Here is a 14,047-nt window from a genome sequence, read left to right as displayed (position 1 = left end):
ATTCTGCTCCCCGAGTCGAGGGGGCTTGCTCCCGATACGGAGTGCCAGACGCATCGACGCTGTCTGGCACTGCGTATCGGGAGCAAGCCCCCTCGCCAGATTGGATATCTGCCGCTCCTACTATAAAAAAGGACACACACCGCCATGCGTGCACTGGCCGCCTTGAGCCGCTTCGTCGGCAATACATTCGCTTACTGGGTCTTGCTGTTCGCCGTGCTGGCGTTCCTTGAACCGACCTGGTTCGTGGGCTTGAAAACCTGGATCGTGCCGCTGCTGGGGCTGGTCATGTTCGGCATGGGCCTGACCCTAAAGCTGGAGGATTTCGCCGCACTGTCCCGCCACCCCTGGCGCGTCGGCCTGGGGGTGGTCGCGCATTTCGTGATCATGCCGGGCGTGGCCTGGGTGCTGTGCGAGCTGTTTCGCCTGCCGGCGGAAATCGCCGTCGGGGTGATCCTGGTCGGTTGCTGTCCGAGCGGGACCTCATCGAACGTGATGACCTGGCTGGCCAAGGGCGACCTGGCCTTGTCGGTGGCCATCGCCGCGGTGACCACACTGTTGGCGCCGCTGCTCACGCCGGCGTTGATCTGGCTGCTGGCCTCGGCCTGGCTGCCGGTGTCCTTCATGGACATGTTCGTGTCGATCCTGCAATTCGTGATGCTGCCGATCATCCTCGGCGTGGTTGCGCAGCGTCTGTTGGGCGAGCGAGTGCAGCTGGCCGTGGATGTATTGCCGTTGGTATCGGTGGTCAGCATCGTCATGATCGTGTGCGCAGTGGTTGCCCTGAGCCAGGCGAAGATCGCCGAGTCCGGGCTGCTGATCATGCTGGTGGTAATGCTGCACAACAGTTTCGGCTACTTGCTGGGCTACTTCACCGGCAAGCTGTGCAAGCTGCCGTTGGCGCAACGCAAGTCACTGGCGCTGGAGGTCGGCATGCAGAACTCGGGGCTGGGCGCCGCCCTGGCGAGCGCGCATTTCTCGCCTCTGGCGGCGGTACCGAGCGCGCTGTTCAGTGTGTGGCACAACATATCCGGTGCCCTGCTGGCGACCTGGTTCCGTCGCATGGAGGATCCGCAGGCACCGAGTGAGGCGCTGGAGCGCAAACCTGCCGCCCACTGAGGCAACTTGTCCCCGGAGTCGATTTTAGGCACCATAGCCACCACGAAGGACGACCTTCGGCGCTAGGGAGCTGTGAATCCGGGGACGACCCCATCTGCTAACGATGAGGTGTGTCATGTCCTGGTTCATTCTGTTTTGCGCCGGCCTGCTTGAAGTCTGCTGGGCCGTCGGCCTGAAATACACCGACGGTTTCTCCCGCCCCCTCCCTACCGTACTGACCGTTCTGGCCATTGCCTGCAGCATCGGCCTGCTCGGCGTTGCCGTGCGCGAGCTGCCAGTGGGCACCGCCTATGCCGTATGGAGCGGCCTGGGCGCCGTGGGCACGGTCATCGCGGGGGTGATGCTGTTCGGCGAGTCGATGGCACTGATCAAACTGGTGAGTGTGGCGTTGATCGTGATCGGCCTGCTGGGGCTCAAGCTGGCGGCCTGAGGGTGGCCTGCGGCGATTTGCCATCTGGCAGATTTAAGCGACTCATCATCCCCCTGTCATAAGCGCTGAGGTATCCTGTCGGCGCTTGTTCGTAATATTCCAAACATTCCTATCCACGTGGAGCGCCCAAGATGCATGAAATCCCAAACCTCCCCTTCCCGAGCCTGCACCAGCCAGAACCCTCGGAATCCAAGGTCTCAACCAACGAGCGACAGGCCATGAGCCGCGAGAATCGCTCTGAGCCGAAACCGGCCAAACGCGAAGACTAGACGTCGCCCGCTGGCGCAGTGCAAACCTGGGCAGCCGCAGCTGCTTGCCACTGCGCCTCAGACGCCTGCTATGCTGGCGGTCGTTCCCCAGCCTCGACAGACATCACCATGAACCCACCTATCGACGAACATCAGGCCGGCTTGATGGTCGAAACCGCGCAACAGATGCTCGACGTCTGGCAGCGCCTGCCTGCCGCCAAGCAACAAGCGTTGCTGGCCCGCTTCGGCAGCCGTGACAAGGCAGTGGCCGCGCTGGTCGCGACCCGGTTGCTGGCACCTCCGGCACCCACACCCTGACCCACAGCGCTGCCCGGACCGAGTCTTTGGCTGGTAGCGCACGCTTAAAATAATCGTCACGAGGTGTAACTCAGCCCTTGCGCGTCTTATCATAGCCACCGTCACAGCTCCAGCTCTTCCCTTTCGTGCAACAGAGTTGACCCCTACATGCCTGATTCCCAGCGGCCGATGCAGATCACGCTGCAAGTCGTCTCCATTGTTGTCTTCACGTTCATCGGCTACCTCAGCATCGGCATTCCGCTGGCGGTGCTGCCGGGTTATGTGCACACCGACCTGGGTTTCGGAGCGGTCATCGCCGGCCTGGTGATCAGCGTGCAGTACCTCGCGACCCTGATGAGCCGCTCGGTCGCCGGGCGCATCATCGACAATCAGGGCAGCAAGCGCGCGGTATTGATCGGTCTGGCCGCCTGCGGCGTCAGCGGCGCGTGCATGCTGCTCTCGGCGCTGCTGCACAGCTTTGCGATGGCCAGCCTGATCAGTCTGTTTTTCGGCCGCATCATCCTTGGCTTCGCCGAGAGTCTGGTCGGCTCGGGCGCGATTGGCTGGGGGATCGGCCGGGTCGGCGCGGCGCATACGGCCAAGGTGATCTCCTGGAACGGCATCGCCAACTATGGCGCACTGGCCATCGGCGCGCCGATGGGCGTAGTCATGGCAGCGCATCTGGGGCTGTGGAGCGTGGGTGTGAGCATCATGCTGCTGGCCGCCGTGGGCATCGCCTTCGCCTGGAACCGACCACCCGCGCCGATCGTGGCCGGTGAGCGCCTGCCGTTCATGCACGTGCTCTGGAAAGTCTTCCCCCATGGCTGCGGCCTGGCGCTGGGTGGCGTGGGCTTCGGCACCATCGCGACCTTCATCACCCTGTATTTCGGCTCCCAGCACTGGGACAACGCCGCGCTGTCGCTAAGCCTGTTCGGCGGCAGTTTCATCCTGGCGCGACTGCTGTTCGGCAATCTGATCAACCGTATCGGCGGCTTTCGCGTGGCCATCGCCTGCCTCAGCGTCGAAACCGTGGGGCTGTTGCTGTTGTGGCTGGCCCCCAATGCCGAACTGGCCATGGCCGGCGCGGCGTTGAGCGGCTTCGGCTTTTCCCTGGTGTTCCCGGCGCTGGGCGTCGAAGCGGTCAACCTGGTGCCGGCGTCCAGCCGCGGTGCTGCTGTGGGGGCCTTTTCGCTGTTCGTGGACCTGTCGCTCGGCATCACCGGCCCGCTCGCCGGGGCGGTCGCCAGCGGCTTCGGCTTCGCCGCGATCTTTCTGGTAGCGGCGCTGGCAGCCTTGGGCGGCATGGTCCTCAGCCTGCGGCTGTTCCGGCAAAGCCAGCAAGCCACACGGCATCCGGACGTCGCCCTCTAGCGATCAGAAATCCACTCGCCCGCGCCCGGCCTTGATCGCCCCGCGCTTGGTCTTGCCCTCCAGGCGGCGGGTCTTGGAACCCAGCGTCGGTTTGGTCGGACGGCGCTTCTTCTCCACCTTGACAGCACCCAGGATCAACTCGCGCAGGCGCTCGAAGGCGTCGGCGCGATTCTGCTCCTGCGTGCGGTACTGCTGGGCCTTGAGCACGATCACCCCTTCGCTGGTGATACGACTGTCGCGCAGGGCCAGCAGGCGCTCTTTGTAGAACTCCGGCAATGACGACGCTCGAATATCGAAGCGCAGGTGCACCGCGCTGGAGACCTTGTTGACGTTCTGCCCACCGGCCCCCTGGGCGCGAATAGCCGTCAGCTCGATCTCGGCATCGGCGAGGTGGACGTTGTTGGAGATTTCCAGCATGGGTCAGGGGCTCGCAAGGCGTGTCAGGAAAACAGCTCGGAATGGGTGCCGCAGCGTACGAACACCACCATGCCGTGCTTGCCGACATCGTCCAAGGTGTAGATAAGCAGAAAATCCCCGCCAATGTGGCATTCACGGTGACCCATCCAGTCCCCGGTCAACGCATGATCCAACCACTCGGCAGGCAATGGCGCGGTGTTCGCGACCAAGAACAGCATCGCCTCTTTAAGCCGGTTCATATCGAATCGGCCAGAACGGGAAAGGCGCTCCCAATCCTTCAGAAAGGTCTTGGTGTAATCCGAAGCACGGGGCAATGCCGCGCGCTTACTGGCCGCTGTTTTTTTCGAGGTCATCAATCAAGGCATCGGCACTGTCGAAGCGAGCCTGTCGACTCTCGATGATCGCGCGCGCTTCGAGCATCGCCGCGCGGCTAACAGCGTTTGGCGCCTGTATAGCGAAGGGCAATTGCTGGTCAGCAACGACGCGCGTGAGAAACACGCGCACCGCATCGGAAATGGTCAATCCCATCGAGGCCAGGGTCTGCGCAGCCTGAGCCTTGATGTCTTCGTCCACGCGAACGTGAACCATGGTGGTAGCAGCCATGACAGGCTCCTTGATACAGATTGAGATACATCGTATCTCAGGCACGGTACCTCATCAACACGCACCTGTCGGGACATTGGCCTCACCCCAAAAAAAACGCCAACCCTAAGGCTGGCGTTTTTCATCTCGACCCCCGAGTTACTCGGGTTTCGGCTTGCGGCGACCGAAGCCAGGGCGCTGGCCGTCACCGGCAGCAGGGCCACGGCGCTTGCCCGACGGAGCGTCGGTCAGGCCGACACCCGGGCGCTTGGGAGCCGGTTTGGCCGGGCGCTTGGTGGTGTCACGCGGGCGCTCGGCGACCGGCGTACCACGGGTCGGCTTTTCACCGCGTGGCGCATCGGTGCGAGCCCGATCGCCACGCGGGGCATCGGTACGGCTGCGGTCGCCACGGGGCGCTTCGCTGCGGCCACGCTCGCCACGAGGTGCATCACCGCGCGGCGCATCACTACGGCTGCGCTCGGCACGAGGGGCTTCGCCGCCACGGGACTGCTCATCGCGAGGCTGACGAGCCGGACGCTCGGCAGGCGCCGCGCCGTCGTGGGCCGGACGCAATTGACGCACGCGCTCACCGCGACCCATCGGCCGCGAGGATTTGCGCTGCATGCGATCGAGCTTGTCCTTGATCTTGGTGCTGACCGCCGGCTGAGCGACTGGCGTCAGGCCGACTTCAGTACTGAGGGTATCGACCTCGAACTGAGTGAGTTCACGCCAGCGCCCCATCGGCAGGTCGGAATTGAGGAACACCGGACCGAAGCGCACTCGCTTCAAGCGGCTGACCATCAAGCCCTGAGATTCCCACAGACGCCGTACTTCGCGGTTGCGACCTTCCATGACCACGCAGTGATACCAGTGGTTGAAACCATCGCCACCCGGTGCTTCCTGAATGTCGGTAAAACGCGCCGGACCGTCTTCGAGAATCACGCCGTTCTTCAAGCGCAGCAGCATGTCTTCGTCGACTTCCCCGCGCACACGCACCGCATACTCACGGTCCATTTCGAACTTGGGGTGCATCAGGCGGTTGGCCAGTTCACCGTCGGTGGTGAACATCAGCAGGCCGGTGGTGTTGATGTCGAGACGGCCGACGTTGATCCAGCGGCCTTCACGCGGACGCGGCAGGCGGTCGAACACGGTCGGGCGGCCCTCTGGATCGTCACGGGTGCAGATCTCGCCGTCGGGCTTGTTGTAGATGATCACCCGGCGCACGGTCTCGGACGCTTCTTCGCGCTTGATGACCTTGCCGTCGACGGTAATCGCATCGTGCAGATCAACGCGCAGGCCCAAGGTGGCATCACGGCCGTTGACCTTGATACGGCCGGCGGCAATCCAGGCCTCGACGTCACGGCGCGAGCCGACGCCGATGCGCGCCAGGACTTTCTGCAGTTTTTCGCCGGCTGGACCGATTTCCTGATCTTGCTGATCGAGTTCACTCATCTTAAGCACCTCCCGGTGGGTCGAGCCCAGGCGGGCGCCCAGGCTGATAATCAATGGTCTTTTGCGGCGCCAGGATGCGCTGATCCGGCGCTGTTTTAGCGCAAAAGGTCGCGAATCATACGCGCTTGAGCGGCGCTACGCATCCCAGCGTAGTGCAAATAGTCAGTGTTTCTTCTTTTTCCGCTGGCCGGTGGCCTGCATGTCCTTCAGGCGGGCAATGGACAGTTCGTTCACCTCGCGGCGTTCGTCCTTCTCCATTCTTTTCCAGCCCTTGCACTCGGCTTTGGTACGCCCACAGCCGATGCAGACGTTGTCGTCGAATTTGCAGATGTCGATACAGGGATTTTTAGCGCTCATACAGCATCAGACTCGGGACGAATCGTCCGGTTCATCTTCATCTTCATCTTCACCATCGTCGTCGTCTTCATCGGACGATGGATGATCCAGGGTCTGCTGGTACAGGGCCTTGAGCGCTTCACGGGCGGCGGCAACGCTGGCTCGGTGCTCGGCAAAGATCGCCGGGGAGTCGCCAACCACGTTGACCGGCGCGCGGACCGGCGGCGGCTCATCGTCAACCTGCGGGTTCGCGACCGGTTCAGGTTCGGCATCAGGCTCAGGCGCCGCCTCGACCTCCTCCGTGCGCAGGTCATCGAAATCGGTCTTGAGCCCCTGCTCCATCTCGTCCAGCTCCAGCAACAAGGTGCGGAAACTGGTTTCATCGCGCGGCGCCGCCTGTTCGTCTTCGTCGTCCAGACTGGCATCGGCCAAGGCCTGCAAGTGCGCAGGCACCGGCGCATCCTCGACGTCCGCCAGCGGCTCGGGCTCCAGCTCGCGCAAGGCGGCCAGTGGCGGCAGGTCGTCGAGGTTCTTCAGGTTGAAATGGTCGAGAAAGCCCTTGGTGGTGGCGAACATCGCCGGCTTGCCAGGCACGTCACGGTAGCCCACCACGCGGATCCACTCGCGCTCGAGCAGGGTCTTGACGATGTTGCTGTTGACCGCCACGCCACGCACGTCTTCGATCTCGCCACGGGTGATGGGCTGGCGGTAGGCGATCAGCGCCAGGGTCTCGAGCATCGCCCGGGAATAGCGCTGGGGCCGCTCTTCCCACAGGCGGCCGACCCAGGGGGCGTACTTCTCGCGAATCTGCAGCCGATAGCCAGAGGCCACTTCGACCAGTTCGAAGGCGCGGTTGTCGCAACTCTTGCGCAATAGATCGAGGGCTTTCTTGAAAACCGGCGGATCGGGGCGCTCGGCTTCTTCGAACAGTTCGTACAGGCGATCCAGGCCCTGGGGCTTTCCCGAGGCCAGCAGAAAGGCTTCCAGCAGAGATGCCAGTTCGCGGGGTTCATTGAGGTTCATGCATGTGCTCGTTATTCGGCTCGCGCGCGGACATGGATAGCGGCAAAAGGCTCATTCTGCACCAGTTCGATCAGCGATTCCTTCACCAACTCGAGAATGGCCATGAAGGTCACGACCACCCCGAGCTTGCCTTCTTCGGCGGTGAACAGCTCGACGAAGGGCACAAAGCCGCCACCCTTGAGGCGTTCGAGCACTTCGCTCATGCGCTCGCGGGTCGACAGCGCCTCACGGCTGACCTGGTGACTTTCGAACAGATCGCCGCGGCGCAGCACTTCAGCCATGGACAGCAGCACTTCTTCAAGGCTGACCTCGGGCAACAGCTTGCGCGCCTTGGCCTCAGGCGCATCGAGCTTGGGCACGACGATGTCGCGGCCGACGCGGCTGAGGGTATCGATCCCTTCGGCGGCGGCCTTGAAGCGCTCGTACTCCAGCAAACGCCGCATCAACTCGGCACGCGGGTCGCCCTCCTCCTCTTCGACGGCGGCGGAGCGCGGCAGCAGCATGCGCGACTTGATCTCGGCGAGCATGGCGGCCATCACCAGGTATTCCGCGGCCAATTCCAGGCGCACGCTCTGCATCAGCTCGACGTAGCCCATGTACTGGCGGGTAATTTCGGCTACCGGGATGTCGAGGATATCGATGTTCTGTTTGCGGATCAGGTAGAGCAGCAAGTCGAGGGGGCCCTCGAAGGCTTCGAGAAAGACCTCCAGCGCGTCCGGTGGGATGTACAGGTCCACTGGCATTTCGGTGACGGCCTGACCGTACACCAGCGCCAACTGCAGTTGCTGGGGAACGTCGTTCAGCGCTTCAGGGTTCGCGGCGGCGATATCGCTCATGCCTCGACCATGAACGGCGTCGGATCGCCACAACCCACGCGAACCACTTCCGGTTCATCACCGGCCAGGTTGATCACCGTGGAAGCCGAGACGCCACCGAAACCGCCATCGATGATCAGGTCGACGTGCTTTTCCAGCGCCTGGCGCATTTCGTAGGGATCGCTCATCGGCTCGGTTTCGCCGGGCATGATCAGGCTGACGCTCATCAACGGCTCACCTAGCTCCTCGGTCAGCGCCAAGGCGATGGGATGGCGCGGCACCCGCAGACCGATAGTGCGACGCTTGGGATGCATCAGCAGCCGCGGCACTTCCCGCGTGGCGTTGAGGATAAAGGTGTAAGGCCCCGGCGTATGCGCCTTGAGCAGACGAAAGGCACCTGTGTCGACCTTGGCGAACAGGCCCAACTGCGAGAGATCGGCGCAGATCAAGGTGAAATTGTGCTTGTCGTCCAGCTGACGCAGGCGTCGTACGCGCTCCACGGCCGCCTTGTCGCCGATCTGGCAGCCCAGGGCGTAGGACGAATCGGTGGGAAACACCACCACGCCGCCGCGACGGATGATCTCTGCGGCCTGTTTTATCAGGCGCGACTGGGGACTTTCCGGATGTATCTGGAAAAATTGGCTCACGTGCTCTTCCTGGTCAGACGACAAGTGGCTCATGTTTGAAACGCCCCAGTAGCAATGGGAGGTCTTCGGGTACGGGTCGGTAGACACCAATTTCGGCCCATTGATCCGGCGCGTGAAAATCACTGCCGGCACTGACCAGCAGGCCGAACTCCCGCGCCAGGATCGACAGCACCCCGACCTGGTCGGCCGGTTGCAGGCCATTGACCACTTCGATGGCATGGCCACCGGCCTGGATGAACTCGGCCATCAGCCGCCGACGCTTGCTACGGGTGAAATCATAGTTCAACGGATGGGCCAGGCTGACCCAGGCGCCGGCTTCTCGCAGCGTGGCCACGGTGTCTTCGAGAGTCGGCCAATGCAGTTTGACGTCGCCCAGCTTGCCGGCGCCCAGCCATTTGCGAAACGCCTCGGCGCGATCCTTGACGTGACCGGCCTGGATCAGAAAATCGGCGAAGTGCGGGCGCGCCGGAGCATTGCCGCTGTCCCCCAGCGCCTGCTGGATCGCGCGGGCGCCTTCCATGGCCCCGGGCATGCCCTTGAGCGCCAGCTTGCGGCTGATTTCCTCGGCGCGCAGCCAGCGGCCGTGGTGCAGCTTATCGATGGCGGCGAGCAACGGCGGTGAATCGAGGGAGAAGCCATAGCCCAGCACATGAATGGTCGCGCCACCCCAGGTGCAGGACATTTCCACCCCGCTGACCCACTGCATTCCCAGATACTGGGCGGCCTCGCGGGCCTCGGCCAGGCCCTCGAGGGTGTCGTGGTCGGTCAGAGCCAGACAGCGCACGCCATTGTCGAAGGCACGAGCCACCACCGCAGCGGGCGCCAGGGCGCCATCGGAGGCAGTGCTGTGACAGTGCAGATCAACATTCATAGGTGGCGCGCTTTCTCGGTCATTGATGTTTGTTATTATGCCGCCACATCCTGATTCTGGCTGCCTTCCGTGAAACAATTAATCGACTTCATCCCGCTGCTGCTGTTTTTCATCGTCTACAAGGTCCCGGCCCATACCCTCGACCTGGCCGGCTACAGCCTGCAGCTGGGTGATATCTACAGCGCCACCAAAGTGCTGATCGTCAGTTCCGTCGTGGTCTACGGCGCGCTGTACCTCAAGCAGCGCAAGCTCGAGAAGGGCCAGTGGCTGACCCTGATCGCCTGCCTGGTGTTCGGCAGCCTGACCCTGGCCTTCCACAGCGAGACCTTCCTCAAATGGAAGGCCCCGGCGGTCAACTGGATCTTCGCGCTGGTGTTCGCCGGCAGCCATTTCATCGGCGACCGCCTGCTGATCAAGCGTGTCATGGGCCACGCCCTGACTCTGCCGGAACCGGTCTGGACGCGCCTGAACATCGCCTGGATCGTGTTTTTCATTATTTGCGGCGCCGCCAACCTGTTCGTCGCCTTCACCTTCGAGCGCTTCTGGGTCGACTTCAAAGTGTTCGGCAGCCTGGGCATGACCCTGCTGTTCCTGGTGGGCCAAGGCATCTACCTGTCCCGCTACCTCCACGAAAAACCTGCATCCGAGGACTGACATGCTCTACGCCATCATCTCCACCGACGTTGCCGATTCCCTGGAAAAACGCCTGAGCGTGCGCCCTGCCCACGTCGAGCGCCTCAAACAGCTGCAGGCCGAAGGCCGCCTCACCCTGGCCGGCCCCCATCCGGCGATCGAGAGTAACGATCCGGGCGAAGCGGGTTTCACCGGCAGCCTGATCGTCGCCGAGTTCGAGTCGCTGAACGCCGCACAGGCCTGGGCCGATGCCGATCCGTATATCGGTGCCGGCGTCTACCAGCAGGTGCTGGTCAAGCCGTTCAAACAAGTGCTGCCTTGAAGCCCTGCGCCTGAGTACCCCATGAGCGACCTGTTACTGATTGACGATGATGTCGAACTTTGCGAACTGCTGAGTAGTTGGTTGAGCCAGGAAGGCTTCCAAGTGCGTGCCTGCCACGACGGCGCCAGCGCCCGCAAGGCACTGGCCGAGCAGGAACCGGACGCCGTGGTGCTGGATGTGATGCTGCCGGACGGCAGCGGCCTGGAGGTCCTCAAGCAACTGCGCAGCGAGCATGCCGAGCTGCCGGTGGTCATGCTGTCGGCGCGCGGCGAGCCACTGGACCGAATTCTCGGCCTGGAACTGGGCGCCGACGACTACCTCGCCAAGCCCTGCGATCCACGGGAGCTTACCGCGCGCCTGCGCGCCGTGCTGCGCCGCACCCATCCGGCCGCCGCCACCGGGCAGTTGGAGCTGGGCGACCTGTGCTTCAGTCCGGCGCGAGGCGTGGTCACCATCGAAGAGCACGACATCACCCTGACGATCTCCGAAAGCCGCCTGCTCGAAGCACTGCTGCGTCAGCCCGGCGAGCCTCTGGACAAGCAGGAGCTGGCGCAGATCGCCCTGGGCCGCAAACTGACGCTGTACGACCGCAGCCTGGACATGCACGTCAGCAACCTGCGCAAGAAGATCGGCCCTCACGCCGATGGCCGCCCGCGCATCGTCGCCCTGCGCAGCCGCGGGTATTACTACGCCGAATGATCTGTCAGGTTCGAGCAAGCGCCTCTTTACTCAAGCTTTACGCTCGCCTGACTGCTGCTGACCTTGATCTCCCTAAACTGGCCACATCCGGTACAGACACCGGCGACAAGACAAGGAGATACACCATGCGCAAGACCCTGATCGCTCTGATGTTCGCGACCGCACTGCCGACCATCGCCATGGCAGCCCCAGGTGATGGCCCGGACAAAGGCCCTGGCTTCGGTCCAGGCGGTCCAGGTTTCGGTGGCCCGGGCATGGAGCATCGTCGTGGCGAAGGCCCCTTCGAGAAACTCGACCTGAGCCGCGATCAGCGCGAGCAGATCGGCAAACTGATGGGTGAAGAACGCGAGCACAGCCGCGAAATCGCCGACAAGTACCTGCACAAGCTGCCCGCCGCCGATCAAAAGGCGCTGAAGGACGAGATGGACGCCAACCGCACCAAGACCCAGGCCGACGTGCGTGCCGTGCTCAAGCCCGACCAGCAGAAGGCATTCGACGAGATGAAAAAGAAACAGGACGAACGTCGCGCCGAATGGGCCGAGTTCCAGGCCTGGAAAGCGCAGAAAGGCCAGAAGGCTCAGTAAGCGCTGACGCAAGGCCAAGGTCGGCCTTGCCCGGACATCCACCGCCCGGCCCCGCTCATGCGGGCCCGGGCTTTGCTCATTGAGGTGCACGTTGCGTTCATTGTTCTGGCGCATTCTGGCCAGTTTCTGGCTTGCCATCGCGCTCGTCGCCGGGTTGTCGATACTGATGGGCTACTTGTTGAACCAGGATGCCTGGATCCTCAGTCGCCATCCGGCCATCCGCGACTTCGCCGAAACCTGGACGCAGACCTACGAAGCACAGGGCAAAGATGCCGCCCAGGCGCTATTGGAGCAACGTCGCCGGCAATTCCATATCAGCATCCAGGTGCTCAATGAATCCGGTGATCCGGTGGTGCCTGGCACCGTGCCGCCCCGCGCCGAGGCCATGGAAGCGCGCCAGCGCAACGACAACCGCACCGACGATCGCCCCTTGCCATGGCGACGCCTGGCCACTGAATACACCAGTCCGACGTCGGGCGACACCTATCTGCTGATCTATCGCATTCCTTTCCCGGAGCTTGACGAATGGCGCAAGCACAGCCTGTTCTGGCCGCTGTCGGCGCTGGCCATCTCACTGGTGGTACTGACCTTGTTCAGCCTGCTGGTGACCTTGTCGATCACTCGCCCGCTGAACCGCCTGCGCGGCGCCGTGCATGACCTCGGGCAAGCCAGCTACCAGCAGAACAGCCTGGCGCAACTGGCCAATCGACGCGACGAATTCGGCGTATTGGCCACCGATTTCAACCGCATGGGCTCGCGCCTGCAGAGCCTGATCGGCAGCCAGCGCCAATTGCTGCGCGATGTCTCCCATGAACTGCGCTCGCCCTTGGCACGCCTGCGTATCGCCCTGGCGCTGGCCGAACGCGCCGAAGCGCAGCAGCGCGAAACGCTGTGGCCGCGGCTGACCCGCGAATGCGACCGCCTCGAAGACCTGATCAGCGAGATTCTGGCGCTGGCACGGGTCGATGCCGAACACGCCAGCGCCGAAACCGTGGACATCAACATGCTGCTGGGCGGGGTGCGCAAGGATGCGCAATTGAGCGCGGCCGATATCGACGTGCGCATCGATGCGCAGCCAGGCTTGACCTTGCAGGGATGGCCGACACTGGTGGAGCGTGCGGTGGATAATCTGCTGCGCAACGCGCTGCGCTTCAGTCCGGCGGACAAACCGGTCGAAATCAACGCCCGACAGCGCAATGGGCAGATCGAGATTACTGTCCGCGACCACGGGCCGGGGGCATCGGTCGAGCACCTGAGCCAATTGGGCGAGCCGTTTTTCCGTGCGCCTGGGCAGACATCGGCCGGGCACGGCCTGGGCTTGGCGATCGCTCGGCGCGCGGCTGAGCGCCATGGTGGCAGTCTGCAGTTGAGCAATCACCCGGCCGGGGGGTTTGTGGCAAAGCTGGAATTGCCATTGGAGCCGCGGCCTGGGGTTTGATCCTTCAAACTTGCGCCAGCAGTCACGGCCCCTTCGCGGGCAAGCCTCGCTCCCACAGAGAAGCAAGGCCTACTTCCATCGGCAGGCCCTGCACCTGTGGGAGCAAGGCTTGCCCGCGACATCGGCAGGCTCTGCACCTGTGGGAGCAAGGCTTGCCCGCGACAGGGCCATCAGCATCCACGCAAATGACGGGATCTACCAGGCCCGCACGAAATCCGCCGTCGGCAAGGGCTCCGGCACCCGCGCCGCCTTCATCGGCGTGCCCAGGTAAAGGAAAGCGATCAATTCCTCACCCTCCCCCAGCCCCAGCGCCTTGGCGACATGCTCGGTATAACCGAGCTCACCGGTGCGCCATACCGCGCCGATCCCCTGCGCGTAGGCCGCCAGCAGAATGCCATGGGCGGCACAAGCCGCCGCCTGCAACTGCTCATGCTTCGGCACTTTGGGGTGGTCCTGCAGGCGCGCAATCACCACGACCACCAACGGCGCGCGCAACGGCATGGCACGGGCCTTGTCGAGGGCAGCCTGGCTGACTTCGCCGCCCTTGAGCGCCACCGCTTCGGCGAGGACTTCACCCAACTGTTCGCGACGATCGCCTTCGACCGTCAGGAACCGCCAAGGCCGCAACTGCCCGTGATCCGGTGCGCGCAGCGCGGCCTGGAACAATACTTCGCGCTGTTCGGCGCTCGGGGCGGGGGCTTCCAGACGGGGGACCGAAACCCGGTTGAGCAACGCGTCAAGAGCTTCCATCGGTTACCTCCTGTGA

19 protein-coding genes are annotated in these 14,047 nt (G+C 63.5%); 9 read left to right on the top strand and 10 right to left on the bottom strand.

All coding sequences use genetic code 11. The features are described 5' to 3' along the window. Positions 1-144 precede the first annotated feature (144 nt). The 4 genes from AC3WJP_RS08030 to AC3WJP_RS08015 all read left to right on the top strand — a co-directional run bounded on the left by AC3WJP_RS08030 (position 145) and on the right by AC3WJP_RS08015 (position 3,462). Positions 145-1,116 carry a bile acid:sodium symporter family protein gene (locus AC3WJP_RS08030; protein ID WP_493720948.1) on the top strand — a complete coding sequence of 324 codons (972 nt, stop codon included), beginning with the start codon at positions 145-147 and terminating at the stop codon, positions 1,114-1,116. A 115-nt stretch (positions 1,117-1,231) separates the two neighbouring features. Then, on the top strand, positions 1,232-1,546 hold the full coding sequence (sugE, locus tag AC3WJP_RS08025; RefSeq protein ID WP_493720947.1) for a quaternary ammonium compound efflux SMR transporter SugE: 315 nt from the start codon (positions 1,232-1,234) through the stop codon (positions 1,544-1,546). Between the two features lie 377 nt (positions 1,547-1,923). Beyond that, positions 1,924-2,112 carry a hypothetical protein gene (locus AC3WJP_RS08020; RefSeq protein WP_493720946.1) on the top strand — a complete coding sequence of 63 codons (189 nt, stop codon included), beginning with the start codon at positions 1,924-1,926 and terminating at the stop codon, positions 2,110-2,112. A gap of 147 nt (positions 2,113-2,259) precedes the next feature. Continuing rightward, complete coding sequence (locus AC3WJP_RS08015) at positions 2,260-3,462, top strand: MFS transporter (protein WP_493720945.1); 1,203 nt, start codon at positions 2,260-2,262, stop codon at positions 3,460-3,462. Between the two features lie 3 nt (positions 3,463-3,465). On the opposite strand, the gene arfB is transcribed toward AC3WJP_RS08015, so the two are convergent. The 9 genes from arfB to AC3WJP_RS07970 form a co-directional block, all read right to left on the bottom strand. After that, on the bottom strand, positions 3,466-3,879 hold the full coding sequence (gene arfB / locus AC3WJP_RS08010; protein WP_493720944.1) for an alternative ribosome rescue aminoacyl-tRNA hydrolase ArfB: 414 nt from the start codon (positions 3,877-3,879) through the stop codon (positions 3,466-3,468). Between the two features lie 23 nt (positions 3,880-3,902). Then, positions 3,903-4,232: a type II toxin-antitoxin system YafQ family toxin gene (locus AC3WJP_RS08005; protein WP_493720943.1), complete on the bottom strand. Its 330-nt coding sequence runs from the start codon at positions 4,230-4,232 to the stop codon at positions 3,903-3,905. Further along, on the bottom strand, positions 4,204-4,482 hold the full coding sequence (locus AC3WJP_RS08000; RefSeq protein ID WP_493720942.1) for a type II toxin-antitoxin system RelB/DinJ family antitoxin: 279 nt from the start codon (positions 4,480-4,482) through the stop codon (positions 4,204-4,206). Before AC3WJP_RS08000 ends, AC3WJP_RS08005 begins: the two co-directional genes overlap by 29 nt. Before the next feature lie 138 nt (positions 4,483-4,620). Then, positions 4,621-5,913 (bottom strand): 23S rRNA pseudouridine(2605) synthase RluB, encoded by a 1,293-nt coding sequence (rluB, locus tag AC3WJP_RS07995; RefSeq protein WP_493720941.1) that lies wholly within the window; start codon positions 5,911-5,913, stop codon positions 4,621-4,623. Between the two features lie 162 nt (positions 5,914-6,075). Further along, complete coding sequence (locus AC3WJP_RS07990) at positions 6,076-6,270, bottom strand: DUF1289 domain-containing protein (protein ID WP_493720940.1); 195 nt, start codon at positions 6,268-6,270, stop codon at positions 6,076-6,078. 6 nt (positions 6,271-6,276) lie between these two features. Then, on the bottom strand, positions 6,277-7,272 hold the full coding sequence (scpB, locus tag AC3WJP_RS07985) for an SMC-Scp complex subunit ScpB (RefSeq protein WP_493720939.1): 996 nt from the start codon (positions 7,270-7,272) through the stop codon (positions 6,277-6,279). A gap of 11 nt (positions 7,273-7,283) precedes the next feature. Beyond that, entirely contained in the window at positions 7,284-8,108 is an 825-nt protein-coding gene (locus AC3WJP_RS07980; RefSeq protein ID WP_493720938.1) for a segregation and condensation protein A, read from the bottom strand. Next, on the bottom strand, positions 8,105-8,734 hold the full coding sequence (locus AC3WJP_RS07975; RefSeq protein WP_493720937.1) for an L-threonylcarbamoyladenylate synthase: 630 nt from the start codon (positions 8,732-8,734) through the stop codon (positions 8,105-8,107). Before AC3WJP_RS07975 ends, AC3WJP_RS07980 begins: the two co-directional genes overlap by 4 nt. Before the next feature lie 13 nt (positions 8,735-8,747). Continuing rightward, positions 8,748-9,605, bottom strand: a complete 858-nt coding sequence (locus tag AC3WJP_RS07970) for a PHP domain-containing protein (RefSeq protein ID WP_493720936.1) — start codon at positions 9,603-9,605, stop codon at positions 8,748-8,750. A gap of 69 nt (positions 9,606-9,674) precedes the next feature. On the opposite strand from AC3WJP_RS07970, the gene AC3WJP_RS07965 reads away from it, so the two are divergent. The 5 genes from AC3WJP_RS07965 to AC3WJP_RS07945 all read left to right on the top strand — a co-directional run bounded on the left by AC3WJP_RS07965 (position 9,675) and on the right by AC3WJP_RS07945 (position 13,281). Continuing rightward, entirely contained in the window at positions 9,675-10,259 is a 585-nt protein-coding gene (locus AC3WJP_RS07965; protein ID WP_493720935.1) for a septation protein A, read from the top strand. A 1-nt stretch (position 10,260) separates the two neighbouring features. Further along, the gene (locus AC3WJP_RS07960; RefSeq protein WP_493720934.1) at positions 10,261-10,560 is read left to right on the top strand and encodes a YciI family protein; all 300 of its coding nucleotides are present in this window, start codon (positions 10,261-10,263) and stop codon (positions 10,558-10,560) included. A gap of 21 nt (positions 10,561-10,581) precedes the next feature. Continuing rightward, positions 10,582-11,259, top strand: coding sequence for a response regulator transcription factor (locus tag AC3WJP_RS07955; RefSeq protein ID WP_493720933.1), 678 nt, complete (start codon positions 10,582-10,584; stop codon positions 11,257-11,259). A gap of 125 nt (positions 11,260-11,384) precedes the next feature. Next, on the top strand, positions 11,385-11,843 hold the full coding sequence (locus AC3WJP_RS07950) for a Spy/CpxP family protein refolding chaperone (RefSeq protein WP_493720932.1): 459 nt from the start codon (positions 11,385-11,387) through the stop codon (positions 11,841-11,843). Between the two features lie 91 nt (positions 11,844-11,934). After that, the gene (locus AC3WJP_RS07945; protein WP_493720931.1) at positions 11,935-13,281 is read left to right on the top strand and encodes a sensor histidine kinase; all 1,347 of its coding nucleotides are present in this window, start codon (positions 11,935-11,937) and stop codon (positions 13,279-13,281) included. 195 nt (positions 13,282-13,476) lie between these two features. On the opposite strand, the gene AC3WJP_RS07940 is transcribed toward AC3WJP_RS07945, so the two are convergent. Next, a complete protein-coding gene (locus tag AC3WJP_RS07940) occupies positions 13,477-14,031 on the bottom strand; it encodes a nitroreductase family protein (protein ID WP_493720930.1) in 555 nt (184 codons plus the stop codon). Positions 14,032-14,047: the final 16 nt, after the last annotated feature.

Source organism: Pseudomonas sp. GW821-FHT01A09 (genome assembly GCF_058986725.1).
The sequence above is the reverse complement of the archived record's forward strand: the minus strand, read 5'-3'. Positions and strand labels throughout refer to the sequence as shown.